General features: G+C 51.6%; 24 protein-coding genes. 14 read left to right on the top strand and 10 right to left on the bottom strand.

The window, feature by feature from the left end:
* Positions 1–2: 2 nt before the first annotated feature.
* From P0X86_RS24680 to dgoD, 10 genes are all read left to right on the top strand, one after another.
* Complete coding sequence (locus P0X86_RS24680; RefSeq protein WP_015736906.1) at positions 3–995, top strand: phosphotriesterase family protein; 993 nt, start codon at positions 3–5, stop codon at positions 993–995.
* Positions 996–1,010: 15 nt separating this feature from the next.
* Positions 1,011–1,739 (top strand): creatininase family protein, encoded by a 729-nt coding sequence (locus P0X86_RS24675; protein ID WP_277746716.1) that lies wholly within the window; start codon positions 1,011–1,013, stop codon positions 1,737–1,739.
* 67 nt (positions 1,740–1,806) lie between these two features.
* On the top strand, positions 1,807–2,541 hold the full coding sequence (locus P0X86_RS24670; RefSeq protein ID WP_036659682.1) for an SIS domain-containing protein: 735 nt from the start codon (positions 1,807–1,809) through the stop codon (positions 2,539–2,541).
* 105 nt (positions 2,542–2,646) lie between these two features.
* Positions 2,647–2,916: an HPr family phosphocarrier protein gene (locus tag P0X86_RS24665; RefSeq protein WP_036659680.1), complete on the top strand. Its 270-nt coding sequence runs from the start codon at positions 2,647–2,649 to the stop codon at positions 2,914–2,916.
* Complete coding sequence (gene ptsP / locus P0X86_RS24660; RefSeq protein ID WP_277746715.1) at positions 2,916–4,676, top strand: phosphoenolpyruvate--protein phosphotransferase; 1,761 nt, start codon at positions 2,916–2,918, stop codon at positions 4,674–4,676. The genes P0X86_RS24665 and ptsP overlap by 1 nt, the downstream gene beginning before the upstream one ends.
* Positions 4,677–4,903: 227 nt before the next feature.
* On the top strand, positions 4,904–5,737 hold the full coding sequence (locus P0X86_RS24655; protein ID WP_277746714.1) for a helix-turn-helix domain-containing protein: 834 nt from the start codon (positions 4,904–4,906) through the stop codon (positions 5,735–5,737).
* 228 nt (positions 5,738–5,965) lie between these two features.
* Entirely contained in the window at positions 5,966–6,922 is a 957-nt protein-coding gene (locus P0X86_RS24650; protein ID WP_277746713.1) for a glycoside hydrolase family 43 protein, read from the top strand.
* 72 nt (positions 6,923–6,994) lie between these two features.
* Complete coding sequence (locus P0X86_RS24645; protein ID WP_277746712.1) at positions 6,995–8,998, top strand: AbfB domain-containing protein; 2,004 nt, start codon at positions 6,995–6,997, stop codon at positions 8,996–8,998.
* A gap of 264 nt (positions 8,999–9,262) precedes the next feature.
* The gene (locus P0X86_RS24640) at positions 9,263–9,898 is read left to right on the top strand and encodes a bifunctional 4-hydroxy-2-oxoglutarate aldolase/2-dehydro-3-deoxy-phosphogluconate aldolase (RefSeq protein WP_277746711.1); all 636 of its coding nucleotides are present in this window, start codon (positions 9,263–9,265) and stop codon (positions 9,896–9,898) included.
* Between the two features lie 14 nt (positions 9,899–9,912).
* Positions 9,913–11,061, top strand: coding sequence for a galactonate dehydratase (dgoD, locus tag P0X86_RS24635; protein ID WP_009593299.1), 1,149 nt, complete (start codon positions 9,913–9,915; stop codon positions 11,059–11,061).
* Positions 11,062–11,215: 154 nt separating this feature from the next.
* Here dgoD and P0X86_RS24630 read toward each other — a convergent pair whose 3' ends face one another.
* The 5 genes from P0X86_RS24630 to P0X86_RS24610 all read right to left on the bottom strand — a co-directional run bounded on the left by P0X86_RS24630 (position 11,216) and on the right by P0X86_RS24610 (position 15,601).
* Positions 11,216–12,130, bottom strand: coding sequence for a nucleoside hydrolase (locus P0X86_RS24630; protein WP_277746710.1), 915 nt, complete (start codon positions 12,128–12,130; stop codon positions 11,216–11,218).
* Positions 12,131–12,209: 79 nt separating this feature from the next.
* Complete coding sequence (locus P0X86_RS24625; RefSeq protein WP_277746709.1) at positions 12,210–13,133, bottom strand: S66 peptidase family protein; 924 nt, start codon at positions 13,131–13,133, stop codon at positions 12,210–12,212.
* A gap of 113 nt (positions 13,134–13,246) precedes the next feature.
* Positions 13,247–14,071: an NmrA family NAD(P)-binding protein gene (locus tag P0X86_RS24620; RefSeq protein ID WP_277746708.1), complete on the bottom strand. Its 825-nt coding sequence runs from the start codon at positions 14,069–14,071 to the stop codon at positions 13,247–13,249.
* 57 nt (positions 14,072–14,128) lie between these two features.
* Positions 14,129–14,584: a MarR family winged helix-turn-helix transcriptional regulator gene (locus P0X86_RS24615; protein WP_213579499.1), complete on the bottom strand. Its 456-nt coding sequence runs from the start codon at positions 14,582–14,584 to the stop codon at positions 14,129–14,131.
* Between the two features lie 141 nt (positions 14,585–14,725).
* Complete coding sequence (locus tag P0X86_RS24610; RefSeq protein WP_277746707.1) at positions 14,726–15,601, bottom strand: AraC family transcriptional regulator; 876 nt, start codon at positions 15,599–15,601, stop codon at positions 14,726–14,728.
* A gap of 140 nt (positions 15,602–15,741) precedes the next feature.
* On the opposite strand from P0X86_RS24610, the gene P0X86_RS24605 reads away from it, so the two are divergent.
* The 4 genes from P0X86_RS24605 to P0X86_RS24590 all read left to right on the top strand — a co-directional run bounded on the left by P0X86_RS24605 (position 15,742) and on the right by P0X86_RS24590 (position 19,354).
* Positions 15,742–16,602, top strand: a complete 861-nt coding sequence (locus tag P0X86_RS24605) for an amidohydrolase family protein (protein WP_277746706.1) — start codon at positions 15,742–15,744, stop codon at positions 16,600–16,602.
* On the top strand, positions 16,589–17,530 hold the full coding sequence (locus P0X86_RS24600; RefSeq protein WP_277746705.1) for an aldo/keto reductase: 942 nt from the start codon (positions 16,589–16,591) through the stop codon (positions 17,528–17,530). The genes P0X86_RS24605 and P0X86_RS24600 overlap by 14 nt, the downstream gene beginning before the upstream one ends.
* A gap of 19 nt (positions 17,531–17,549) precedes the next feature.
* Positions 17,550–18,563 carry a zinc-binding alcohol dehydrogenase family protein gene (locus P0X86_RS24595; protein ID WP_277746704.1) on the top strand — a complete coding sequence of 338 codons (1,014 nt, stop codon included), beginning with the start codon at positions 17,550–17,552 and terminating at the stop codon, positions 18,561–18,563.
* 359 nt (positions 18,564–18,922) lie between these two features.
* Positions 18,923–19,354 (top strand): DnaJ family domain-containing protein, encoded by a 432-nt coding sequence (locus P0X86_RS24590; protein WP_192570906.1) that lies wholly within the window; start codon positions 18,923–18,925, stop codon positions 19,352–19,354.
* 139 nt (positions 19,355–19,493) lie between these two features.
* On the opposite strand, the gene P0X86_RS24585 is transcribed toward P0X86_RS24590, so the two are convergent.
* The 5 genes from P0X86_RS24585 to P0X86_RS24565 form a co-directional block, all read right to left on the bottom strand.
* Positions 19,494–21,014 carry an ABC transporter substrate-binding protein gene (locus tag P0X86_RS24585; RefSeq protein WP_277746703.1) on the bottom strand — a complete coding sequence of 507 codons (1,521 nt, stop codon included), beginning with the start codon at positions 21,012–21,014 and terminating at the stop codon, positions 19,494–19,496.
* 34 nt (positions 21,015–21,048) lie between these two features.
* Positions 21,049–21,804 (bottom strand): response regulator transcription factor, encoded by a 756-nt coding sequence (locus tag P0X86_RS24580; protein ID WP_277746702.1) that lies wholly within the window; start codon positions 21,802–21,804, stop codon positions 21,049–21,051.
* Positions 21,779–23,542 carry a sensor histidine kinase gene (locus tag P0X86_RS24575; RefSeq protein WP_213579490.1) on the bottom strand — a complete coding sequence of 588 codons (1,764 nt, stop codon included), beginning with the start codon at positions 23,540–23,542 and terminating at the stop codon, positions 21,779–21,781. The genes P0X86_RS24580 and P0X86_RS24575 overlap by 26 nt, the downstream gene beginning before the upstream one ends.
* A 133-nt stretch (positions 23,543–23,675) precedes the next feature.
* Positions 23,676–25,172, bottom strand: coding sequence for an ABC transporter substrate-binding protein (locus P0X86_RS24570; protein ID WP_213579489.1), 1,497 nt, complete (start codon positions 25,170–25,172; stop codon positions 23,676–23,678).
* 88 nt (positions 25,173–25,260) lie between these two features.
* Entirely contained in the window at positions 25,261–26,190 is a 930-nt protein-coding gene (locus tag P0X86_RS24565) for a carbohydrate ABC transporter permease (protein ID WP_009593207.1), read from the bottom strand.
* Positions 26,191–26,195 lie beyond the last annotated feature (5 nt).

Below are 26,195 nucleotides of genomic sequence, written 5' to 3'. Positions count from 1 at the left end.
ATATGGGCTTTATCCGTACCTTGCATGGAGATATCAGCAAAGAGGAATTGGGCTTTACGTATTCCCATGAACATATCGTATGCCGTCCGGCCTACTGGCAGGAACGGGGAGTGGACGATTTGCTGCTGGATGATAAAGAGAAGTCCAAGCGCGACGTTCTGGATTTCAAACAACACGGCGGATGCTCCATCGTGGATGCTACAGCCGTCGATTATGGACGGGATGTTCAAGCGGTGCAGGAAATCGCGCTTGAAACCGGCATTCGCATTGTAGGAACGGCGGGCTTCAATAAAAGCTTCCTGTGGGATGCCAAAATCAAAGAGGAGCTGAAGCCGCTGATCGGCGATTATGAGAGTTATGCGCAGTGGATCGAGGCCAAAAGCATCAACGAGCTGGCGGATTTCGTCATCCGGGAGGTGGAAGAAGGGCTGGAAGGCACGCCATTCAAAGCAGGCCAGGTTAAGTTCGGGACAGGCTATAACCGCATCACGCCGCTGGAGGAGAAGACGCTGCGCGCTGTAGCCCGCGCTCATCACGAGACAAAAGCCCCCATCCACTCCCATACGGAAGTCGGCACCATGGCGCTGGAGCAAATCGAACTCCTAAAAAGCGAAGGCGTGGATCTATCCTACTTGAGTTTAGGGCATATGGACCGGAACCCCGACCCGTATTACCATGAGCAAATCGCCGCAACCGGAGCCTACATGAGCTTTGACGGTATCGGCAAAATCAAGTATGCGCCGGAAAGCACCCGCATCTCGCTGATTCTGGAGCTTGTCCGAAAAGGCTATGAGGATCAGATTCTCATCAGCGGAGATACCGCCCGTAAAACCTACTACAAGCATTACGATTACGGTCTCGGGCTGGAGTACATTATTTCCAAATGGGTGCCGCGCTTTGTAGACGAGGCGAATCGCAGCGGCTTTGACGGCCGGAAGCTGGTGGAGAAATTTTTCGTAAGCAATCCGGCCGACTGCTTCTCATTCAAAAAGTAAGGGGTGCTTAGCGTCATGAAATTCGAACTCGAGAATTCGGTTGAGGTGGAGGAGAAAATCCGCAAACTCGGCGCGGCCATACTTCCAATCGGGGCCGTTGAAGCGCATGGCCCCCATCTGCCGCTGGGCACGGATAACCTGCTTGCGTCCAGGCTCGCGGACAAATTGGCGGAACGGACGGACAGCTTCGTTCTGCCGACCCTTCCTTATGGTCAAGTGTGGAGCCTGCGCAATTTTCCGGGAAGCATCAACGTGTCGAACGAAGCGCTCATCCGGCTGCTTGCCGATATCGGCGAGAGTATATATCATCAGGGATTCCGCATCTTCATCATGGTCAACGGCCATCTCGGCAATGCGGTTGCGCTGAAGGAAGCGGCGAGAATTTTATACGAACGGGTACCCGAATTGAAGGTGTTCTACTTCTTTTATCCAGGCACGAAGGAAATCGCGGCGGAGGTACGCGAGGCTTCGGCCGCTCACGGCAGCTACATGCATGCCGATGAAATCGAGACCTCCTACATGCTGTATCTTGCGGGCGAATACGTGGACATGAGCAAGGCGATCGACGGCGCTCCGCAGATCCCGATTGAAGCGGACTTCACGCCTACACCCTGGGAGGAAATGACGGCTTCCGCGGTGCTTGGGGATGCAACGTTGGCAACGAGGGAGAAGGGAGAGCGGATTATCGAGCGAAGCCTGGAAGTCATGGCCGACATGGTACTCCGGGCGAAAAAAGCGATATGAACCCGTTCACTCGCGGAAGAATAACAGAAATCTATACAAATACAGGAACCACGAGGTGAAAGCGATGATGATGGACACCTATTTTGATGTGATTGGCGGGTTGTTTGACAAAGTACGAGCGGAGCAGGCCAAGTCGATACGTGAAGCGGCGGAAAAGGTGGCGGCCTGTATTCAGCAGGGCGGCATTATTCATCTGTTCGGCTGCGGGCATTCGCATATATTGACCGAGGAAGTCTTCTACCGGGCAGGCGGACTCGTACCGATCCGTCCGATTCTCATAGAGAAGCTGATGCTGCATGAAGGCGCGGTACGTTCGTCCGAGCTGGAAAGACAAAACGATCTTGCCGTCGAATTCATGAGCAAGCAGGACATCCGCAAGGGAGAGGTCGTATTCGTCCTGTCCACCTCGGGCCGCAATCCGGTTCCCGTGGATGTCGCTTTGATGGCGAAGGAGAAGGGGGCCTTCACCGTAGGCATTACCTCACTGGAATATTCCAAAAGCATGCCGTCCCGGCACAGCAGCGGCAAGCATCTCGCGGATGCCGTGGATCTGGTGATCGACAATTTCTCGGTCAAGGGCGATGCGGTATTGAGCCATCCCGGCCTTCAGGTCCCCTTTACCCCGAGCTCGACAGTGATCGGAGCCTTGATTTTGAACGCCCTGTTCGCCGAATCCATTGAGATTATGATTGAGCAAGGCTTTAACCCCCCTGTATTTCTTAGCGGAAATATCGACGGCTCCGATGAGCATAACCAAGCGCTGGTCGAGGCGTATAAAGGCCGGATAACCTTACTGGCCTGACAAGAGTCGAACGGATGAACGGCAGGAAACAACAGAGAAACCGCAACTTTACGTTTCAGTAAGTAACAGCCCCGGGCTGGCGGTTACAGGATGAGGAGGAAAGACATGTTCGCACAAACGGTAACCATACAGAATGAGCAGGGCTTTCATGTACGTCCGGCTCAGCTATTTTCGGAAAAAGCAGGACAATTTGGAGCAGAGGTTCGTCTGAAGACAAACGAAGGACGCTCGGCGGACGGCAAGAGCATGCTGGAGCTGATGACGCTCGGCGTTGAACAAGGAGCCGTCGTGACCATCGAAGCCAACGGAGACGGTGAGCAAGAAGTCGTCGAAGCCCTGATACAGCTCGTCGAAAGCAAGTTTGGTGAAGCCTGATGAATAGGCTGGATATTCAAGGAATCGGCGTGTCGGAGGGTATCCGGATTGCAAAGGCCTATATCTACAAATCTTCGGCGGGGGCCAGCGGCCAAAGCAGTCCCGAAGGGAATTATATTCCCGATACCTCGGCTGCGGTCCAAGACGAGCTTCATAAGCTTCGCGAAGCCAAAGCGGGCTGCGCCGAGCAAATGGAGAAGCTGATTGAGAAAGCGAAGGAAGCGGTAGGCGAAGAGCAAGCCGGCATTCTTGCGGGACACCGAAAGCTGCTGGACGATCCGGCTTTCTACCCGAAGATGGAGGCGCGGATCCAGGAGAAATTGGAGACGGCCCCAAGGGCCGTTGCCGAGGTTGTCAACCAAGTCGCTTCCATGTTTGAAGGCATGAGCAATGATTATATGAAAGAGCGCGCGACCGACATCCGCGATATCGGCGGCCGTCTTCTCGCCTGTCTGTCGCCTGGGCAATCGCAGGGACTTGCCGGAATCACCGAGCCGGTGATTCTCGTTGCCGACGATTTGACGCCTTCGGATACGGTGCAGCTGGACCCTGCCTTGGTGGTCGGCTTTATCACCCGTACCGGAGGAGCAACCTCGCATACTGCGATTCTCGCGCGGTCGCTCGGCATTGCCGCTGTCGTCGGCGCGGGAGACGGGATCGACGGCATCGAGGACGGCGATCTGCTCGTCCTCGACGGATCAGCCGGGCTGTGCCTCGCCCGGCCGGAAGCGGCGGAGGCCGAGCAGCATCGGCTCCGCATGCAGCAGGACCTCGAGCGCAGGCAATCGCTCGAGGAATACATTGACCGTCCGGCGGTGACCGCCGACGGTACGCGCGTGGAGCTCGCGGCGAACATCGGCAGCGCCGCGGAAGCCGAGGCCGCCGTCCGGCAGGGCGCGGACGGCGTGGGTCTGTTCCGCACGGAGTTCCTGTTCATGAACGCCACGGCCATGCCGGGCGAGGAGGAGCAGTTCCGTGCGTACCAGGAAGCGGCCCGGCAGATGGAGGGCCGCCCCGTGATCATCCGCACGATGGACATCGGCGGAGATAAGGAGCTTCCGTACCTGCAGCTGCCAAAGGAAACGAATCCCTTCCTGGGTTACCGTGCAATACGGGTAGGGCTTGTCCGCCAGGAGCTGCTGCGCACGCAGCTGCGGGCCGTGCTGCGGGCCAGCGCCTTCGGTACCGTGAAGGTCATGTTCCCGATGATCTCCGGTTTGCAAGAATGGAGGCAGGCGAGATCCATCCTGGCGGAAGTGCAGGGTGAATTGAGGGAGGAGGGCGTACCGTTCGACGAGAAGATGGAAGTCGGCATTATGGTCGAGATTCCCTCCACGGCCGTGTTGGCAGGACTTTTCGCGGACGAAGTCGATTTCTTCAGCATCGGTACGAATGATCTCGTTCAGTACACGGTTGCCGCGGATCGCATGAACGAACACGTAGCGCACCTGTACGATTATTTCCATCCCGCCGTGCTTCAGCTCATCCGAACGGTGATCGATGCTTCCCATAAGGCCGGTAAATGGACCGGCATGTGCGGCAGCATGGCGGGCGACCCGTTGGCCGCGCCGCTCTTGCTCGGTCTGGGACTTGACGAATGGAGCATGGAGGCTGGCAGACTCAGCCCGATCAAGGAAAGGCTCGAAGGATTGGAGCGAGATGAATGCCGCGATCTGGCGGAACGCATTCTTCGCCTGGACACGCCCCAAGCCGTTCGTCAGGAGCTGGAGGCATTTTGCAGCGCTAAGATTCCCTGCTGATTCGTCTTCGAGAATTTCATAGCGAAGCGATTTCGTTCGCGGCTCCGCAAGAAGAAAACCCTTGATGAATCATCAAGGGTTTTTAGTCTTATTCATTTCAATGTTTCACACCAAGCCATGTCAGAACAACCAGGGTACCTCGATATGTATTGACCAGGTTCGGAGGACTTCATAGAATGAATAGAGAAGGACTGCCTATTAGAAGCCTCATAGAAAGAGGATGGAACATGGAAAACAGTGAAAAGAGCTTTGTGATCAGTATGGAGCGCTTTAAGCCCCACACCTTTCAGGCCGAGCAGGGAGAGGGCCTCTTCCAGTCACATGCCCATGAATACGATGAGCTGACGCTGGTATTGGATGGGGAAGGGTACTACAGCTCTTCTGAACAGAATATCAAGGTAGCTGCCGGCGATCTTATCCTGATACCTGCCCGGCTTCATCACGGCTTCGTTTGTACGAGGCCTTGGCAGGGGATATCCGTTCATTTCTTCCACGATAGGCTTCCGGTCCATTGCCAATACCTCTTTCATGAAATAGAGTCCAAACCACATCGGATCCGGAGCGCCCATCTTCACGAAGATGATATGCGGTGGGCGGAAATCAGTTTTTTTCAGCTGGAGAAAGAATGGAATTCCAGGAGGCAAGACATCGATGCCTACAACATGATGCGGATTGCCTTTGAGACAACCTTGCTGATATTCCAGCGTAACAGGGAAACGTCGATGCCGACGGCAGGTACCGATCAAGTCGTATTGGAAGCGATATTAAAAGAAATTCATAGCAGCTATCATACACAAATTACGGTTAACGAGCTCGCAGCTCGCCATTTTATTTCCGAAAGCAATCTCCGCAGGAAGTTCTCGGAATCCTTCGGCGTCTCGCCAAAGCAGTATATCATCAACCTTCGTTTGATGGAGGCTAAACGGCTGTTGCGACAAACCGATAAGGCGATCGAATCGATCTCCGCCGAGGTGGGCTTTACCTCTTCCAGTCGGTTTTATGAGTTCTTTACGAAATCGAATGGAGCCACACCGCTTGAATGGCGTAAGCAGAATCCATGAATCGAATCGTTTATGAGGACCGTCCGTCAGGGCGGTCCTCTTCTTTTTTCGACCGTCGAAAACGATTCGGTATTGCTTTATTTTGCATATATACTAAAGCGTTTTCATAATTGTTTGCCCAGAATTCGTCCCTGATAATTGAAAGATGGAAGTAAGAAATAAACCGAAGGGGGGACTTCGCTGAAGGCTTTACCTTGACTGGAATGAAGGGATAAAAGGAGAGAGAGCATGCCAAATCGCACAACGACGTTTAGCAATCCAATCGTAGCAAACGCAGCCGATCCTTGGGTGCTGAAGCACACGGATGGCTATTATTACTTTATGTCCACGCAGCCGGGTCGCCTGGAACTTACCCGATCCTCCACCTTGACCGGACTTGCAGAGGGCCGAAGGAAGACCATATGGTCTCCGGAACCGGGAGGTCCCTACAGCTATAACTTGTGGGCACCGGAAATACACGATCTGAATGACAAATGGTACATCTACTATACGGCTAACGATGGCGGAGGAGACGAATCGCGGGGGCTATGCGTGCTGGAGAACGAACATAGCGATCCGCTCGAAGGCGAATGGGTTTGGAAAGGGGCGATGAAGACTCCCGTTCCGGGCTTGGACGGCACCGTGATGACGGTACGGAATCGGCTTTATTTTCTATATGCCGGATACGGACATTTTCCCGAATACGGATCTGCTATTTATATTGCGCAAATGGCTAATCCTTGGACATTGACCGGGGAACACCGCTTGCTAACGGCTCCAACGCTTACGTGGGAAAAACAAGGCGGAATGGCCATTAATGAAGGTCCCGTCACGCTGCATAGGAACGGCCGCATTTTTCTGGTTTATTCCGCCAGCACGACCTGGTCCGAGGATTATGCCCTGGGAATGTTGACGATGGATGAAGATGCCGATCCGATGGATCCGGCTTCATGGCAAAAGTCGTTGGAGCCTGTATTTCGCAAAAGTATAGAGAACGGAGTCTATGCGACCGGCCACAACAGCTTTACGAGGTCTCCGGATGATCAAGAGGACTGGATCGTCTTCCATGCGCTTCCTTCAGCCGACGCCGATGCGAGCATCCGCTCGACGCGCATACAGAAATTCGGCTGGAAACTTGATGGTACGCCTGATTTCGGGGTTCCTTGGAGCGATGCGCATCATCTGCCCGTGCCATCGAGGGAGTAATCAATGAACGCCTTTAAACAGGTTTGCATATGAAATGATCCATTATCTATTATCTATTATGGAGGGATCGAGATGAATACTAGGCTGAAACGTTTTGGGCTGCTTGCAGTCATCGTTATGCTGTTCATGTCAACCTTAGCCGCGCCAACGGCGCAGGCGGCTGCTATCGGAACGGTTGTTTATAGTAATCCGGCTGAACCGGAGCCTTATTATGTAAGGGCGGTCAAGCTTGATAATGGAGATATTCTGACCACCTTCACCCCGCGGTTTCCCGGCAACGCAGGATGGAGCGGCATGCAGCCCTTTCCCTTTTACAAGAGCACGGACAACGGGGCAACCTGGTCCTTATTCAGTGAAATTGATCCGAATGATTACGGACTGAACCGGAATCAGCAAGGCATGACAACGCTGTATGTACTGCCTCAGCAGGTTGGGGATAATCCGGCAGGAACCTTATTGTTTGCATCCACGGATTGGGACAACTCGGCACCGTATACGATTCATATCTGGAGAAGCACGGACAACGGCGCCACTTGGCAGTTTCACAGCAACCTGGCTGCAAGGGGAACCGAGGGGACAAAGCGTACATGGGAGCCGGAGTTTGCGATCACGGCCGATGGCCGGTTGATCTGCTATTACTCGGATGAGCGGAAACCGGGGTATAACCAGGCAATCGCGCAGGAGATTTCCAGTGACGGTGGACTGACCTGGGGAAATTACAGCATCATTGTGGGTAATCAGGCAGATTGGAATTGGCGTCCGGGGATGCCGCGGGTAATACAAGCGAAGAACGGAAGCTATTTCATGTTTTTCGAGATGCTGGGGGCAGCCCCTAACTTTGCGGTCCGGTTCAAAACCTCACCTGATGGCATCAATTGGGGAAGTCCGACGGATCTTGGCGAGGTTGTAGGAACAGGAATATATCGCGCATCCCAGACACCGGAGGTTGCTTACATCGATGATGGAACCGCGAATGGCCGCTTTTACGTTCGGGGCATGACGGATGTGGTTTCTTCCGCTAACAAAATGTTTACGAGCGCCGATTACGGAGCGACCTGGACGCAAATGGACGCCCCGCTGACCGTAAAAGGGACTAATCAGAGCACACCGGCTGCCTGGAGCGGAACGCTGCTGCCGCTAGGCCCGTCATTGCTCCTGGAGGTCAATACCGTAAAAGTAGGGAGCCGGAATGAAATCCGAGCCAATGCAGCCCAGGTGGACAAGGAATTCTCCCTTGTTTCCGGGGGGACCTATAAGCTGGTCAATCAGAATAACCAGCTTCTTCTGGATAATGCCGGCGGCGGTTCGCCGGCCGGGACAAACGTCATCCAGTGGAACGATCTCGGGGCAGATACCCAGTGGTGGCGGTTGGATTACAGAAACGGCGGCTTCTTCCGGGCAATGAATGTAAACAACAGCCTGATCCTGGATAATCCCAACGGAGCCACGACACCGGGTACAAACGTGATCATGTGGACGAATAATGAATTGGATACTCAGAGGTGGAAATTTACGCACAAGGGCAACGGATACTACACCAGCATGAACGAGCGCAGCGGATTGATGCTGGACAATGCGGGTGCCGGCGCTCCGGCTGGTACCAAGGTCATTCAATGGACGGCCAATGGTTTGGATACGCAGAATTGGAAAGCGGTGCGGGTGGATGCGGAAATTCCGGTCAATCAGTTCGAGAGCTTTAACATCGCAAACAGTTTTGTTCGTTATCATGATGGCCGAGGGAAGATTGACGGGGGGCAGTACAGCGGTGAATCGCAATGGAGAATGGTTCCTGGACTGGCCGATCCATCCGCCGTCTCCATCGAATCGGTGTCCTTTCCAGGTCAATATCTCAGACATCGCGACGGCAAGATTTGGCTGGAGTCCAATAATGAGTCCTCTCTGTTTAAACAGGATGCGACATGGAAGTTGCGTACCGGATTTTCAAGTCCATGGGCGGCCTCCTTCGAGTCTTATAACATATCCGGAACATATATCAGGCACCGGGACGGCATGTTGGAGATCTCGCCGATCACGACTGAATTGGATCAGAAGGACGCCACATTTTACGTGAAGTGATTCATACGTAAGGAATAAGCCTAATATTGTGTGCTTGTTCTTGCAACATAATTAACTAGAGAAGACAGCTGGTCAGGGCGATCGGCTGCCTTCTTTTCTTGCAAATTTTATCATTCTATTATCAGTTCTTTTATCGCGAATACGAAATACGTTTATATAACAGGAATGAATCCGGCTTTTTTAAGTGGACATGCAGCGGGTCCTGTAGGCCGGGTGGGTACAGAAGATGCTACGCGTTAAATGTAAGGAGGGAGCATAAACTTCATGAATACCATGTCCAGCATTCTAGATAACAAAATAATAGCGATTATCCGCGGCGCCAATTCAAAAGACGTTTTGAACATGGCAAAGGCGCTGCACGAAGGCGGGGTGAACATTCTAGAAATCACCATGAATTCACCAAACGCATTGTCTGCCATTGAAGAGATAACCGTTGAACTTGGAGATCGAGTGGTGGTGGGGGCGGGTACCGTTCTGGACTCTGAAACTGCGCGAGCCGCTATCTTAGCAGGCGCCAAATTCATTCTGTCTCCTACGGTTGACATAGAAACGATACAAATGGCAAAACGATACGGAGCAGTAAGCATCCCGGGTGCCTTTACTCCGACTGAAATTCTATCAGCCTATGAAAATGGCGGCGATATTATCAAAGTGTTTCCTGCGACGTTGGGACCAAGCTTCATTAAAGATATACGCGGACCGCTTCCGCAAATTCCGTTGCTGCCAACTGGCGGCATAGGTTTAAACAATATTCAGGAATTTATGAAAGCGGGCGCTATTGGTTGTGGCATTGGAAGCGCACTCGTGAATACGCAGCTGGAGATAACAGATGAGTATTTCGTGCAATTAACAGAAAAAGCGAGACAATTTGTTTCAGCTGTACAATCTAACGAGGATTAAGGAGTGGATTCATAATGAAAATTACGGGTTACGAATTATTCCTGGTACCGCCCCGCTGGTTGTTTTTAAAGATGGAGACGGATGAAGGCATTATCGGCTGGGGCGAACCTGTCATTGAAGGAAAGGCGAGAACGGTAGGAACCGCAGTAGAAGAGTTAATGGAGAATTTAATAGGGAAAGACCCATTAAGAATAGAGGACCATTGGAATCTCATGTATCGATCAGGCTTTTATCGGGGCGGCCCCATCTTAATGAGTGCGATTTCGGGCATTGATCAAGCCTTATGGGACATCAAAGGGAAATATTATAACGCGCCCGTTCATCAATTGCTTGGGGGAAAAGCAAGGGAGTCCATCAAGGTCTATTCATGGATTGGGGGAGATCGTCCTTCAGATGTCGGGAAATCGGCGAAAGAAGTGGTCTCCCGAGGATTTACAGCCGTAAAAATGAACGGTACGGAAGAACTTCAATATGTCGATTCCTATGAGAAAATAGACCAGGTCATTGAACGCATTGCAGCTGTCAGGGACGCGGTGGGTCCGTATGTTGGAATCGGCATTGATTTTCACGGTCGCGTGCATAAGCCAATGGCCAAAATCTTAGCCAAAGAGCTGGAGCCTTTTCGCCCGATGTTTATTGAAGAACCGGTTTTGCCCGAAAATAATGAAGCGCTGCGCGACATCGCTAATCATGTAGCCATTCCTATTGCAACCGGTGAACGAATGTTCTCCAAATGGGAGTTTAAACGTATATTGATGGATGGATATGTTGATATTATTCAGCCGGATCTATCCCATGCAGGCGGTATTACGGAATGCAAAAAAATCATCTCCATGGCTGAAGCGTTTGATGTGGCGGCAGCTCCGCATTGTCCATTAGGACCGATTGCGTTGGCTTCTTGCCTTCAAGTCGATGCGACTTGCCACAATGCATTTATTCAAGAACAGAGCCTTGGCATTCATTATAATCAGGGGAGCGATTTACTCGATTACATTGTGGATAATCTTGTGTTCGAGTATGAGAACGGTTACGTGAAAATACCGGAGGGTCCTGGCTTGGGAATTGAAATCAACGAAGACCATGTGCGAAAAATGGCCGATATCGGACACAATTGGAGAAACCCCGTTTGGCGGCATACGGATGGAAGCATCGCGGAGTGGTGATAACCCAAACGGTTGTCAATCCAAATCATCGGTATTTGTATGTGTTTTGCATATAGCTTCCTAAGAGCGCCGGCAGCCCCTTCTATATCAAGTAGAAGGGGCTGTTTTTTGGGGATGTATCCTTTATGAGGGCGTTTTTATAAGTTATCCATGTCTATCGGGCAATCCTCAAGAAAAGATCCCGGAACACCTCGTCACGCCGAATGAAATGAACGGAGCGAATCATGTGCCGGAACGGATCATGCATCCATCGGAAATCCTCGGATATGCGCGGACTGTGAACCAGAGCGCTCGGACACCATTCCGGGTTGTTGAGCCAGGCAATGACGCCAATGTCCCAGATGACCCGGGAATAAGCAAAATGATCGTCGGAACAACTTAAATATGTTTCGAATAAATAATCCCCGATCTCCCCTTGGCCTTTGACGAAGTCCCGCAGTTCGGATAAGGAGGTTTGCAAATGAGATGCCACGCCGAGGCAAGGAACGAGAATGAGCGGAACGCCGCAGTCCAAGACCAGCCTGGATGCGTGCAAATCCTGAAAAAGGTTAAACTCCTTCGTATCGCTCCAATGCAGGGCATGCCCGCCTAACCATACCAGCACGATCCGTTCGAGGATCCGGGGTTCCATGAGCAGGGCGGATGCAACATTCGTGATGGCACCGATCGCAACGACATACAAAGGATCGGCAGGATCGCTTGCCATGGCCCGCTCAACGAGATTGCGCGCGGCTTCGCTTTCGACCGGCTGGTCGGAAGCAGGAAGGTAACCCGTGGAGCCGCGATAGACAGGGATGTCTTCACGTCCCAGAATGCGGCGGATGTTCCATATTTCCTGGTAGCTTTTTTCCATTCCGTCCGCAGGACCTGAAGATAGCTCATTGAAGAAAGGCGCTGCATATAATGTCTCTAAGGTCATGTTGTCCGCGGATTTCAGCGCGTAAGCGATCGCAAACTGATCGTCGATTTCATTGAACGCGTCGGTATCCAGCACCAGGCGGATTTTACGTCCCGGATGCTCCAGACGCTGCACCAATTGGCTTGCCGGGATCGTTGGAAAAGTAGTCATCGCCATATCCTCCAATCATGTTTAGGCTACGCCGCCAGGAGCCGCTCCAGCTGATTCATCTGGCATTAGGAAACGAACTTTATACGCTGACCGTGGGTTCGACCACCGTTATGGCATTACGGATGGAATCGAGATTAACGGTTGCGCCAATCGGCAGAGCTGCTTTATACACACCATGGCCCGTGGCAAGGTTCGTGATCAACGGCTTGCCGAGAGGCACGATGAACTCGTTGATGACATCCTCATAGGCTTTGCCGTAAGCCGTCTGACAGCCTGTACATTCCCCCATGATGATGCCGATGCAGTCACGAAATTTTCCGGCGAGCTTCAAATCGTTGAAGTATCTGTAGACGGTATTGGTAGGTTCATGCGTTTCTTCAAGAACGATGATTTTCCCCCGTGTATCGATTTCGAAGGGAGTCCCCAGCGTATCAACGAATGACGTTAAATTACCGCCTACAAGCGGCCCCGTAACGTTGCCCTGAACCCGGCCGATCAGGGGCATACCAGGCGGGTTCAGGATGGGGCGCGTTAATGAATACAGGGACGTTGCCGCAAAAAACTGATCGAAATTATAGGCTGGCGTTTCGGGTTTGAAGTCAATAAGCAATAGACTATGGAATGTAATTAAATCGACCAGTTGATGCAGGGCGTTTAATAAAACCGTGATATCGCTGTAGCCAGTCAAGATTTTCGGGTGATTCCGGATAACCTGATAATCCAGGTACGGGAGGATTCCGGCTACGCCTGTGCCGCCTCTGGTAGGCAGTATCATTTTAACCTGCTCGTTTTGGAACATCATCATTAAATCGGATGCCCGCTGTTCGTCCGTGCCGGCCAGAAACCCGTTTTGCGCATATACATATTGACCCAATACGATATTGAACCCCATTGCTCTCAAATATTCGATCCGTGCATCAATGATGCTGGCAGCGAGCGGGCTGCCCAAGGTAACGATTCCAACGGTATCGCCTCTCTGTAGTATTGGCGGACGTATCGGCATATTCCTGCCTCCTGCCTTGAAATAGAAGAAGCCTCGTATTCCCGTGTCTCTTTCTAGATTATATTGAATACGCCATCTGCACAGTACTGAAATGAAGCAGGAATAGTGAATCGTTAGTTGGATCTGCTTGCTCCGATATAAGTTTGGAGGCTTTCTTTCAGCGCTGTTACCGGGCGGCATATTAAATTCTCAAGATCGCCAGAAGTGGAAGCCGTATCGATTTTTCTTAAAAAGCTAAATATCCAATGCTGCACCTCATTGGTAGGACATAGGGATATCGGTGTGCCCGTTAGCTCGGAAAGAGCGGAGACCAAATCATTGAAGGTCCAAACGGATGGCGCAACAAGCTCATAAGTCTTGTTCGAATGGCCCTCACCGGATAATACCCCCGCTATGGCGGCCGCCAGATCGGTGCGCGTAACCGCGTTGAACTGCCACGATCCCGGATGGACGCGAAGATTGCCTGTCGACATGGCTGCTTGCAAATCCAGCGCTTCAATAAAGTCCATATACAAACCGCTGCGAAGAAAAGTATAAGGAATTCCGGTTGTGCGAATGGCATGCTCGGTAGCCAAATGCAAGTGGGTCATCGACATATCGCTATGTTCAGGAAAGGCGAAACCGGTGTATAAAATATGGCTGACGTTCGCTTTTTTTGCAGCTTCAACCACATGGGCATGCTGCCGCAAACGAACGGTGTCATCGGGGTGGGGGCTAGAAATGAACAACAGGCGCGAAGCGCCGGCGAATGCCTCCTTCAGGGAGGCGGGGTCGTCGTAGTCGCAGAAGCGGACCGCAATTCCCTGCTCCTCCAATGCTGCCGCAGAGTCCATCTGGCGGACGCAAGCAACGATTTGATCAGGCTGAACATGATGTAGAAGCTCTTGGATAATGAGCCGGCCGAGCCGGCCGCTGGCTCCAGTAATAATGGTAGACAAAATGTCATCCTCTCCTTATTTGGTTAAGTGCTTAACTAAGTCGACGTAAGAACACGGTTACGCTTCCTTTAATTTTTGCAGAAGGCCCAGGAGCTGTTTTAATTCATGTTCAGTCAGCGCTTTCATTTTTTCGGATATCCGCTGCCTGTTCGCGGGCAGGTTGTGAATCAATAGACGCTGACCTTCGCTTGTAATGGTGATGACCGACTTTCGACCGTCCCCGGGATGGGAATCCCGGCGAATCAAGCCTTCATGCTCCAAGGGGGTAAGCAGCAGACTGATATTGGGTTTGGTTACACCGATTTTTTGTGCCAGCTTGGAAGGAAGCATCGTACCTCCTTCTTTCATAAGCTCAACTAGAATCCGTATTCTGGCTCCGTTCAGCCCTTGCGACTTCCAATAACTTTCGGATACGTCGACCAGCTTTGCCGTTGTCTCCACCAATGAGAAAAAAGCAAGGGCAGGCAGCGGCAAATCCAGCACGTATTGCTGAAGGTCATTCAAAGTGATCATGCCTCCTATATAGTTAAGTCCTTAACTATATTCAATGTAATCGTAGAGGGAGCCATTGTCAACGGTCGAAATTCTTGAATTCGTTCGTTTCAGGTAAAGCAGCAAGCACTTGCGATGATCGCAAGTGCTTGCTGGCGTGTCTTAACGATGGGAAGCAGCCTGCTTCCTGTATGCTCCCGGGGTCATGCCCGTCAATTTTTTGAAATTGCGATGAAAGTGCGTCAGCGTGGCATACCCGCAGATTTCAGCGATTTGCCCGACAGACTCCTCATGGTTTCGCAGGAGCTCTTTGGCACGGGCAATCCGTTTAGCATGCATGTAACCCGTCACATGCAAACCGGTGTATTTCTTGAACATGCGGGAGAAATGGGCGGGGTCCACCGCAGCTTGTGCCGACAGACCGGCTAGTCCGATAGGCTGATCTAGGTGTTCGTGAATCCATTGGATGGAATCCATCAGCCAGGCCGGGCCGATCTGGGAGTGGGCCGTCTGTTCTGCGGACAGGGTGCTGATATAGCGATTGATATGCAGCAGCAAGGAGCGCAGCTGAAGCACGAGCGCCTCGCGGAATCCTAGCTGGGCAAGCCGGATTTCTTCCGAGATTCCTTTCAGCATGTCCTCGATATAGGCTTGGTTCGACTCGGGTAATTGATGACGATAGGAGCCTGTTTTTTGAGCATATTCAAAACAGCTGAGGACGGAGTATTGCAAATCGCTTCCGTTCGCGCCGAGTACAAGCGAAGGCGCAAAGAATAAAGCACTCGAAACAATGGGCTGGTCCGGGTCAGGGAAAGAGCTGTGAATCGTGTTACCGGGTATGATGAAAAGGTCGCCTTCTTTTTTCTCCATCAGCTTGTTCTCAATAAAAAAAGTGCCTTTTCCCTGGTACACATAAACCAATTCGTAAAGATCATGCAAGTGATGAGGCAGCTCCAATTGGGGGCTTTTTATAGTCCGATAAACCATTTCCATCGGAAACAGGGGGTCCCCTTGAAAGGGTTTACGCAGGGGAGTCATGATTCACCACTCCTTATCCTCTATTAAGGACAACAATATCAAAATAGGTTATAAAAATGCAATCCTTGGCTATTTTTGTGCACAGATTATGAACGTACAATAAAGATAGCGAACATATCACCTAAAAGGCAGGGATGTATATGAGATTGGATGCCCACCAGCATTATTGGCTGATTGAGCGAGGGGACTATGAATGGATCACGCCGGAGGTTCCGGAGCTTCACCGAAATTTCATGCCCTCCGATCTTAAGCCGCATTTGGATTCGCATCAATTGGACGGCAGCATAACGGTTCAGGCGGCACCGACCTTGGAAGAGACGGACTATCTGTTATCGTTGGCGGATCGCGATGCTTCTATTGTCGGAGTGGTAGGATGGGTCGACCTGTTCGATCCGGAGCACCGCCGGCATTATGAGCGATTTCGGAAACATCCGAAATTTATCGGCTTTCGCATCATGATTCAGGATATGCCGGAAGCCAATGTGATCCTGGAGCCGGCTTTTATCCAAGCATTGAATGAATATGTCAAGGAAGACGTTCCGATCGATCTTCTTGTCCGGAGTCATCAGCTGGAGACGCTGTTGAAGCTGATTGAGATGGTCCCCGGCATCCGCGGCGTCATCGATCATCTGGGCAAGCCGCCAATCCGAAGCGGACAGATGGAACCTTGGGAGAGCATCATGAAGCGAATCGCCCGTTTCCCGCGCATCTACTGCAAGCTATCCGGTATGGTCACCGAGGCGGAGCATCGCCGGTGGAGCCAGGAAGACTTTAATGGGTATGTACATAAAGTGGTCGCGATGTTCGGTCCCGATCGGATCATGTTCGGCAGCGATTGGCCCGTGTGCCTGCTATCGGCAGAATATGACCAAGTGGTTGACGTATTGGCAGAAGCGCTGCCGAAGCATTGGGGAGAACGGGAACATGCGCGTTTGTTCGGTCTGAACGCCAAGGCGTTCTATAAGTTGGATAAGGATGGTGTTCATCATGAAATACCGTAAGTTAGGCCGAACCGGTCTGGATGTTTCGGTATTAGGCTTCGGAGCGTCTTCCCTAGGCTCTGTTTTTCGGGAAACCGACGACAACGAGGGAATCCGTACCGTGCACGCAGCCATGGATGCGGGCATCAATTTGATCGATGTATCCCCTTATTACGGATTGACGAAGGCGGAAACCGTGCTGGGCGAAGCGATCCGACAATTACCCCGGGACCAATTCATCCTGTCTACGAAAGCAGGCCGCTATGGCGAGAATGATTTTGATTTCACGTCCAAGCGGATTATCGCCAGTATCGATGAGAGCTTGAAGCGACTCCAAACCGATTATGTGGACATTCTCTTTTTGCATGATATTGAGTTCGTTCCCGCATCCGTTGTAATGGAGGAAGCCCTTCCTGCACTCCAGCTTTTAAAGGAAAAGGGGAAAATTCGTTTTGGAGGGATTTGCGGTCTGCCTCTGCAGCTGTTCGAAAAATTGCTGCCCCAAATCGAAGTGGACGCCATCATTTCTTACTGCCATTATTCTTTGAACGATCAGACGCTTACCGGTTTGCTGCCGCTGCTTGACGAGGAGGGAATTGGGCTAATTAACGCCTCTCCCTTATCCATGGGCCTTCTCGGTTCCCGAGGAGCGCCGTCTTGGCATCCGGCTTCAACGGAAATCAGGGAAGCCTGCAGACGTGCGGCCGAGTATTGCGCTAAAGCCGGAACGGATATCGCGAAGCTAGCCGTGCAATTCTCGACTTCGAATGAACAGATTCCGACGACGCTGGTCAGTACGGCCAATCCCGACAATATACAACGTAATGCCGCTTGGAGCGAAGAGCCGCTGGATCAGACCCTCTTAGCGGAAGTATTGAAGATTTTGGAGCCCATACAAGGGCGGACTTGGACAAGTGGACGCCCGGAATACAATGAAGGCATCCGATGATGAAGAGGAGGCAGCTGGGATGAAGGGTATCGTATGTCAAGAGATCGGGAAATTTCAATACCGGGAGGATTTGCCCGAGCCTCCATTGATCGAAGGAGAAGCCATCGTCAACATCAAGCGGATCGGGATTTGCGGTACGGATCTGCATGCCTTTCGCGGAAATCAGCCCTTTTTTACGTACCCGCGTATTCTCGGCCATGAGCTATCCGGTATCATTGAAAAAGTCGGAGCTAACGAAGAGGGATTGAAGGCCGGAGACACCGTCTGCGTCATTCCTTACATTCACTGCGGGGAATGTATGCCTTGCCTTAGAGGCAAAACAAACTGTTGCAGATCGTTGAAGGTGATGGGTGTGCATATCGACGGCGGCATGCGCGAGCGCATCTCCGTTCCGACTCGCCATTTGATGCGGGCGGAAGGGCTGACCTTGGATCAGGCTGCCTTGGTAGAACCGCTTGCCATTGGCGCGCATGGCGTTAAACGAGCGAATGTGACCCCGAAGGATACGGTTTTAGTCATCGGAGCAGGTCCGATAGGACTCGGGATCATGGTTTTTGCCAAAGCGCTGGGGGCAACCGTTATCGCCATGGATATGAACGCCGATCGGTTGGCCTTCTGCAAAACCTGGGCGAAGGTGGATCATGCCATCCAGGTTGGTGATGAACTGTCCGATCTTTCGGCGCTAACGGATGGAGAATTTCCCTCCATCGTTTTGGACGCAACGGGAAACCAACCCTCCATGACCAACGCTTTTAACATGGTTGCACACGGGGGGACCTTGGTGTATGTAGGCCTGATTCAGGGGGACATTTCATTTCGGGATCCCGAATTCCATAAGCGGGAATTGACGCTGATGGGTAGCCGTAACGCGACCAGGGATGATTTCCATGATGTGATGCAGCGGATCTCGGAAGGCGGCATTGATGTAGATCCGTACATCACCCATCGATGCCGGTTTGACGATTTGATCCAAGAATTTCAGGGCTGGCTCCGTCCTTCCGCCAAGGTCATTAAGGCGATGGTGGAACTTTGAACCATTCTCTTGAATTGGTTGAACATGGTTCATGAAATAGCAGAATGCCAAACAACGCTCGGCTCACCAATATGGATGGGCCGAGCGTTGTTTCATGCCTTCGTTGTAAGCATGATCAGCACAACCGTGGTATGAATCCGCCATATGCCTCGTCCCGCATCATCGAATTTGATACCGAAAGCGACTGTTAAAACCATGTGATGTATGTTATATTTTGGATAATTTCGGTTGACGCGTTCGATGAAGAAGGACTTTGCGCTGCATATTAAGCAGGACGAGAACGGGAAGTACAAATTCTTTGACATGTCATTTGAGAAACGGATTTATTTCCCTGATATGTAAAACCGGAGGTGTCCGATATGGATTTGAACAATGACGCTAAAGAAATGGCTTCTGCTGCTGAAGAAAATCAGCAAAAAGAAAAAGAACAACGCCCGATGTCGACCAGCAGCGGGCTCCTGGAATCGGCCATCGACAAGTTTGCCAGAGAAGGCGGCTTTGACGATTTGCCGTTGAAGGGAAAGCCGATCAAGATCGAAGACGGCGATGTGCTAACCAGTATCATGAAGAACGCGAATTACCAGCCGGCATGGGTGGAGCTGAGAAAAGAGATCGCCGCCGACATCAAGCGTCTTTTGGACCGTCCGGAACCGAATGCGGTTCCCGAGGCCGAGGTGGAGGCCATCAACCAGAAAATTATGAAGTATAACCGGATCGTTCCGAATCCGCAGCTGCAAAAAGGCCTCCTGTCCGGGGTCCATTTGCACGCAGCCTATGAAAAGTGGGAGTAGGGAATATCTTAAATGTGCTCCCCGTTACGGGCCAAGTGAACAAGCGAGAGAGACTCTGAAGCTATCCGCTTTAGGGTCTCTTTTGAATGGGGTTCATTGGGCCAAGGCCGAGCCAATCAGGGAAGCCCGGGGCAAGCAGTTACTTCCTGCCGCTGCGCCAAGCATCCAGCTGCTTCTGCACCTCTCGTATCACGTCATCCATGCCTGCTTGCTTCAGCTCCTCGTTAAACTTGGGGAGGATCGCATCGACATCCACGGAGCCCGTCATGAGGCTTGGATAATATTTATGCCAGACCATCTCGATGTTATCGGTTTGAGCGGTCAGCGCGGATAGATCCGGCGTAAATCCAAGCACGGTGGAATTGACGACTCCGGCGTTGTATTGACGGAATTGCTCCCATTTGTCGAGGGGGTCCGGGTTATCGCCGCCCATGGTTTTCAGGATAAACCAATTCCCCTGCGTGTACTGCACGCCTGAATAGCTGCTTGCGGGCGCATCCGGGATCGGTTCGCCATGACTGTCTTTGTCTGTTTTCGGAACGACCTGCCCCTGTTCGTCCAATGTGTAGTGGATGCCTTCGATCCCATAATTGAATAAATTCCGTACTTCGGGGTCCGTATTGAGCAAATTCAGAAACTTAATGCATTCTACGGGATGCTTGGTATTGGCATTAACGGTCATGATGCCTCCCCGGACGGATTCCGTAGTAACGGTGCTGGGGGTTACGGGATTCGCTACAATCTTATAACCGCGATCCTTGCTCCAAGTCGTCTCCGAGAGCGGCCCCCCGCCGGAGGACTTCCAGAACACCTTGGCGCCTCGTTTGAGCCCTCCCGGCTCGCGCAGCGCCGCGTCCTTATTGATGAAGCCTTGCTTATAATAATGCCGCAGTGTATCGAGAACCTGCCGGGCCTCCTTGGTTTCGAAGATATTCACCACCGGTGCGTCCGGGTCGAGCGATTTGATCATCAAGGGCACTTTATGGTTCATGATGTATTCGTATCCGTAGAGAGCGAAGAAATTATGGGAATCCCGATCCAACTCCATAGGGATGTAATCCGGCTCTTTCTGCTGAATCATCCGGAGGAGAGGCTCAAGCGATTCCAGCGTATTGTACTTGGTGATGTCGATATGGTGTTTGTCCACGATCGAGGCGGGGTACATCCACTGATCGCGTACGGCTAACTCCTTATTGGTAGGGACGCCGTAAATGCTGCCGTCGTTCATGCGGACCCCCTGCCAAAAGGTGGGATTGATGGCTTCGTACATATCCTTGCCCAGGCCGGCCAGGTGGTCATCAAGCCTCAGCCAGGCTCCGCGCATCGCGGTGGTTGCATAGTCGGGCGCAAAAGCAATGTCGAACGGGCTTCCGGCGGATATCAGCGTGTTCAGCCGATCTTCATACTCCTGCCAGCTTACCTTGATATAGGTGATCGTCACGCCGATCTTGCGAGCCATGATTTCATTGATTTTATCATTGACGAGGCGAAGATCCTTGTCGGGCTCACCAATCGTATAATAGATCAGGTTGACCGTGTCGCCGACATGCGGTTCGTCGTCAAAGCCAGGCTGTCCGAAGCAGCCGGTTGTATAGAATGTGAACAGCAGCAGCAGGCTGATCATCATTAAAGACCGTAAGCGTCTAGCGTATTTAACCATCGATGTCCTCCTTTCCGCCACGTATGCGTTACCCTTATCCCCGCAGTTCAGAAGGAGATTTCCCGAAAAATCCGTGAAAATGCGTATAAAAATAATTGAGATTGTTGTAGCCCACGGAAAACGCGATATAGGAAATTTTCTCATCCGTCGATTGAATTCTCTCCTGTGCCAGAAGCATGCGGTAAGCCATCAGGTATTCGGAAAACTTCATCGCGGTTTCTTTGAGAAACAATTGTCCGAGGTAGGTGCTGTTCATCTGGAAACGCTCCGCCACGGATTTCAAGGTGATGTTCTGAGCATACTCCGTCCTGATCATCAGCAGAATCCGGTTCACCAGCTTGGATAAGCTGTCATAGCTAACGCCAAGCACCGGATCCTGGTTCAAGCTTTCGCCGTTTCGGTCACCTATCGAACCGCCCAGATCCTCGACGATGATCTTCTCGATCACTTGCTGCAGCTTGGCACGTTCGACCGGCTTGAGCAGATAGTCTTTGACGCCGCACCGAATGGCTTCCTGAGCATATTTGAATTCGCTGTAGCCGCTCATGATGATGTATTTCGTAGGGATTTGAAATTCGTTGAGTCTCTGGATCGCTTCATATCCAAGCTCCTTGCCGATGCAGACATCGAAAATCGCGACGTCCGGCAGCAGGTCCACCACCTTGGACATCGCTTCACCCGTGGATTCACAGGTTTCGATCCGTCCAAATCCGTATTGCTTCCAATCCAGGATTCGCTTCATTCCCTCCAAAATCTGAGGTTCGTCATCCACAATCATCAGTTTGTACATGTTCAATCACCTCTTTTGAAATCCGCACGGAAATCTTGACTCCAGCTTCCTCATTATTCTCAATCTCGATCGAAAGGCCGTTTCCATAAAAGAAATGAAGGCGCGTATATACGTTGCGCAGTCCGATACTATGGGAAGAAGTTTCATCATGGTTGGACAGCGTGCTGCGAACGATATCCAAACGTTCCGGCGGAATCCCGCTTCCGTTGTCCACGAATTCCAGCACATAACCATCATCCGCTTCAAAGCCGTTGACGACGTACAGATTAAACTCATGATTCGCGTTAAAGCCATGAATGAAAAAATTCTCAGCCAGGGGCTGCATCCAGAATTTCACGGTAGGGATCGAGTGCAGCGCCGGCTCGACATTGATTTGATAATAAAAACGCTCGGGATACTTGAACTCCATAATCTCCAAGTACTTCTGCAGCAATTCCAGCTCGCTAGCAATCGAGATGATATTTTCCTTTTTGACGATTTCACGATAGAGCGTGCCTAACGTAGCAATGGCGTCGGCGGTGTCTCGGTCCTGATTCACTAGCGCCGTGGAGCGGATAACCTCCAGCGTATTGTATAAAAAATGAGGGTTGATTTGGTGTTGAAGCGCTTTCATTTCGGTTTCCTGCTGCTTGATCTTGAGCAGATACTCATTGCGGATATGCTTGTCCAGCTGCTGAATCATATCGTCCAATTCCCGGGCGATCATGCCGTATTCGTTGCGACGGTACCGGGCGGGGCGGTTCGGCGTAAAATTGGCCATTTTCACCCGTCCGATCGATTGAATGATGCGGCGGAGGAAGAGGGCATCGTCCCGCATATTGTATGCGATGAGAAGAAGCACGCTGACCATGGCCGTCAATACGATCAGAAAGATGGCGACCAGCATCCCGGCATGCTGACGAATCAGCATGGATAAATCAATGATGCTAATAAATTTGAAATTAAACTTGGTGGACGGAAAGGAAACGAATAAGATATGCTTCCGTACACCCCTCGATATAAAACCATGGCTGCGGCCGTCTGCCTCGGCCAGTCGGGACAGCTCCTCCAAGTCCTGGTCCTGCCCATTGCCGATGAGGTAGGTTTCGCCGGTAGCACTGACCGCGGCGGCATTGCCAAACCGGAAATTACGAATGGATTTAAAGATTTGTTCGCTGCTGACCAAAAAGCGCATTTCCCCGAACTCCTGAGCGCCCGGCGTTGGATTCGACAATTTCTTGCGATAGACGAAGCCCTTCATAATCGTATCGCGGAACGCCTCGTCCGTATTCGGCAGCCCGAAGGTAAAGCTTGTTATCCCGTGCTCATTAAAACGTACGACATTGCCGTAATGGCCGGTATGCAGGCTAATCTGCGTGATTTCGCCCTGCGCCCAGCTGTACAGATAGGTCTTCACATCCTCGGGAAATGAAACCAGCGGCTGGGAGAAATGGCTGTTCTGCAGCCTGCTGGTTAAATAGCCTTCCGCGCTGCTGCTTAGAAAGCTGCGAGCATCGTCCATCAGTCCGGGATTGGAGTAGATGCGCTGCATGTAAGCCTCGATTCGGTCAGCATCATACTGCAGCTCATTCTCCACGCGCGCAAAGGCATTAGCCGCCTCGATGCGGGCATTGCCCACCCATTGATTCAGCAGCATGGCACTGGTCAGCGTACCAAGCGTCAGACCGATGACCACGACGAAGATGACATAGGCAATAAACTTGTGGCGATAGATTTTGATTTGTAAAAATGAGCCCATACGACACCTCAATTGCAGCAGGTCGCTTTAAATATGCGCAGCTTAATCTCAATGTAACACGATTCACGCCAAGCTTCATAGATAGGATGGAAAAAGCATCCCTTAAAAGTGTCCTAATAAGGGATGCAGGAATTTACTTGAAATAATTATTGATTTGCTCTTGGGCGGCTTGCATGATCGTATCCATGCCGGCCGACTTTAATTCAGCGGTGACCTTCGGTATCACTTTCTCCGGATCGGATGCTCCTGTAATGATTTCATATTTGTATTTATCCCACACGGCCTGGCAGTTCGCCACTTCGGTCTGAAGATCGGTGATGTCCAGCGCAAAGCCGAGGACGGTGGAGGAGGTCGCTGCATCGTTCAGCTTTTTAACCTGCTCCCATTGATCTTCAGGAGCGCCTTTCGTAACCGCCAGATTAAAGAACGTGCCTTGCGTGTAAGCCGCAAGCGGCCAAGTATCGGATGTACGCTCAATCACTTTTTCGCCATCGACGTTGTTGTAATCCACGCCCAACTCGCCGAATGCCAGCATATTGCGAAGTTTAGGATCCGTATTCACCAACTCGAGGTATTTCAAGGCTTCCTTCTTATACTTGGAATTCGCCGAAATCGCGTTCAGCGAGCCTTGAATCGTACTGGTGGTATAGATCGGCCCGTAATGCTGAACCATATCGTACTTCTCGATGGCGTCATTGATCTGCCAGCTGATCTCGGCTCCCGGGAATGCCTGGGCCGCAAAGAACGGTCTGCCTTTGTCGTTCTCCGTCTTCGTCGGCGCATCCGGGTTGATGATGCCATCCTGGTACCATTGATGCAGCAGCTTCAGATTAGCCACAACATCAGGCTGTTCCAGCACGGAGACAACCGTGCGCGATGCGTCGTCCGCTTTGACGCCGATCGGAGGGAAGCCCAGGGTTAAATCGTCATAGTCGTTAAAGAAGCCGTTCAAGCCTTCGCCTTGCGTCATTGGCAGCGGATAGAAGCTTTTGCCTTCGCCGGCCTTCATGTCATGAAGCGGCTTATCCAGGTCCTGCAATGTTTTGATATTGTTGATGTCGATATTGTACTTTTGCACGTACTTATCATCGAATACCCAGTACTGCGTCAGCGCGGAATCCTTGTAAGTCGGAACGGAATAATATTTGCCGCCGATCTTTGTGCCTTCCCATACCTTCTCGGGAATCAATTTGTATAAGTCCGGCGTTTCGCTCTGAACCAGATCCGTAATATCGGCAAACGCGCCCATAGCCACTTGCTTGCTGTATTTACCGCTGTTCGTGAACATGATGTCGAATGGCTCGCCGGTATTCACGATGGTATTCATTTTGGTGTCCCATTCGCCCCAGCTGGCTACCTTGATGTCGACCTTCACGCCAATCTTCTCGGCCGTGTAGGCATTCATGGCATCCACCGCTTTGCTGAAATTGTTAGGCACTTGGCCGCCGATGGTCCACCAGGTCAACGTCGGTACATCCTTGCTTGACGTTTCGGTGTCATTGGATGTGTCCGGCGTCGCTTGGGATCCGTCTGTCGCAGGTGCAGGCTTCGAGCCGCCGCAGGCTGCCAAAGCAGTCAACATAAGCGTCAGCACGCACAGCGTAGAGATGAACTTTAATGCTCTTTTCATTTCATTTCCCCCTTTTTGAAGTTGAATTACCTAAGTGTGTACAGCGGATATTTATCATAAACCAAGCTTGTCTTGGTTTATTTCGTCATTAGCCCTTCACGGCGCCGACCGTCAATCCGGAAATAAAATACTTCTGGAAGAAAGGGTAGGCGAATGCTACAGGCAGCACGATGAGAATGGCGACCGCCATGCGGGCGGATTCCTTCGGCATCGTTGCGACGAGCATGGCATAGCTTACGCCCATACTCGCAGCATTCTTCGCGAGTGCGTCCACATTGCTCATTAGGCTGTTGAGCAGCGCTTGCAGGGAATAGAGGTTCTGGTTGTCGATATACAGCATCGATTGGAACCAGTCGTTCCAGTAAGCAAAGCAGAGAAACAGTCCGATGGTGGCGATGACCGGCAGCGAGATCGGCATGATGATGGAGAAGAAGATTCGCAGCTGGCTCGCGCCGTCGATTTCGGCTGATTCGATCAGCCCGTCGGGAATCGTGCTTTTGAAAAAGGTTTTGCATATGATGACGTTGAACGATGAAACGGCGAGCGGGAGAATCAGCGCCCAGATGCTATCTTTCAGTCCCAGCAAATTCGTGTTGATGAAGTAGCTGGATACCAAGCCGCCGTTGAATACCATCGGTATGAATACCACCCAGGTCAGAAATCCCCTCAGCTTATAGTTGGGACGAGAGAGAACGTAACCCATGGAGGCGGTCAGCAGCACCCCGAGCACGGTACCGACCACGGTAACGAGGGCTGATACGCCGAGGGCCCGCAGAATCATCGTTCCCTGCTTGATGATGTAGACGTAAGCCTCGGCCGACATGGCAACCGGCAGCAGATGATATCCGGTCTCGCGGATGGACTCCTCGCTGGAGAAGGAGATGGACAGGACAACGATTACAGGTATGACGCAGAGCAGCGCCAACAGAATGAAGATCAGGTTGAACAAAAGATTGACGGCTTTGTTCGTGCGGTTAAACTTCTCAAGGCCTGTCTGATAAGTAGATTTCGATGTCATCTTCT

It is taken from the genome of Paenibacillus sp. BR1-192, from assembly GCF_029542445.1.
In the GTDB taxonomy this organism is placed as follows: domain Bacteria; phylum Bacillota; class Bacilli; order Paenibacillales; family Paenibacillaceae; genus Paenibacillus_AQ; species Paenibacillus_AQ lautus_A.
Note: the sequence above shows the minus strand (reverse complement) of the source record. Positions and strands in the feature narration are given on the sequence as shown.

Bases quoted from the DNA above. Each gene is read 5' to 3' on its own strand.
- P0X86_RS24680 (WP_015736906.1), top strand. From the start codon at position 3: ATGGGCTTTATCCGTACCTTGCATGGAGATATCAGCAAAGAGGAATTG.
- P0X86_RS24675 (WP_277746716.1), top strand. From the start codon at position 1,011: ATGAAATTCGAACTCGAGAATTCGGTTGAGGTGGAGGAGAAAATCCGC.
- P0X86_RS24670 (WP_036659682.1), top strand. From the start codon at position 1,807: ATGATGGACACCTATTTTGATGTGATTGGCGGGTTGTTTGACAAAGTA.
- P0X86_RS24665 (WP_036659680.1), top strand. From the start codon at position 2,647: ATGTTCGCACAAACGGTAACCATACAGAATGAGCAGGGCTTTCATGTA.
- ptsP (WP_277746715.1), top strand. From the start codon at position 2,916: ATGAATAGGCTGGATATTCAAGGAATCGGCGTGTCGGAGGGTATCCGG.
- P0X86_RS24655 (WP_277746714.1), top strand. From the start codon at position 4,904: ATGGAAAACAGTGAAAAGAGCTTTGTGATCAGTATGGAGCGCTTTAAG.
- P0X86_RS24650 (WP_277746713.1), top strand. From the start codon at position 5,966: ATGCCAAATCGCACAACGACGTTTAGCAATCCAATCGTAGCAAACGCA.
- P0X86_RS24645 (WP_277746712.1), top strand. From the start codon at position 6,995: ATGAATACTAGGCTGAAACGTTTTGGGCTGCTTGCAGTCATCGTTATG.
- P0X86_RS24640 (WP_277746711.1), top strand. From the start codon at position 9,263: ATGAATACCATGTCCAGCATTCTAGATAACAAAATAATAGCGATTATC.
- dgoD (WP_009593299.1), top strand. From the start codon at position 9,913: ATGAAAATTACGGGTTACGAATTATTCCTGGTACCGCCCCGCTGGTTG.
- P0X86_RS24630 (WP_277746710.1), bottom strand. From the start codon at position 12,130: ATGACTACTTTTCCAACGATCCCGGCAAGCCAATTGGTGCAGCGTCTG.
- P0X86_RS24625 (WP_277746709.1), bottom strand. From the start codon at position 13,133: ATGCCGATACGTCCGCCAATACTACAGAGAGGCGATACCGTTGGAATC.
- P0X86_RS24615 (WP_213579499.1), bottom strand. From the start codon at position 14,584: ATGATCACTTTGAATGACCTTCAGCAATACGTGCTGGATTTGCCGCTG.
- P0X86_RS24610 (WP_277746707.1), bottom strand. From the start codon at position 15,601: ATGACTCCCCTGCGTAAACCCTTTCAAGGGGACCCCCTGTTTCCGATG.
- P0X86_RS24605 (WP_277746706.1), top strand. From the start codon at position 15,742: ATGAGATTGGATGCCCACCAGCATTATTGGCTGATTGAGCGAGGGGAC.
- P0X86_RS24600 (WP_277746705.1), top strand. From the start codon at position 16,589: ATGAAATACCGTAAGTTAGGCCGAACCGGTCTGGATGTTTCGGTATTA.
- P0X86_RS24595 (WP_277746704.1), top strand. From the start codon at position 17,550: ATGAAGGGTATCGTATGTCAAGAGATCGGGAAATTTCAATACCGGGAG.
- P0X86_RS24590 (WP_192570906.1), top strand. From the start codon at position 18,923: ATGGATTTGAACAATGACGCTAAAGAAATGGCTTCTGCTGCTGAAGAA.
- P0X86_RS24585 (WP_277746703.1), bottom strand. From the start codon at position 21,014: ATGGTTAAATACGCTAGACGCTTACGGTCTTTAATGATGATCAGCCTG.
- P0X86_RS24580 (WP_277746702.1), bottom strand. From the start codon at position 21,804: ATGTACAAACTGATGATTGTGGATGACGAACCTCAGATTTTGGAGGGA.
- P0X86_RS24575 (WP_213579490.1), bottom strand. From the start codon at position 23,542: ATGGGCTCATTTTTACAAATCAAAATCTATCGCCACAAGTTTATTGCC.
- P0X86_RS24570 (WP_213579489.1), bottom strand. From the start codon at position 25,172: ATGAAAAGAGCATTAAAGTTCATCTCTACGCTGTGCGTGCTGACGCTT.
- P0X86_RS24565 (WP_009593207.1), bottom strand. From the start codon at position 26,190: ATGACATCGAAATCTACTTATCAGACAGGCCTTGAGAAGTTTAACCGC.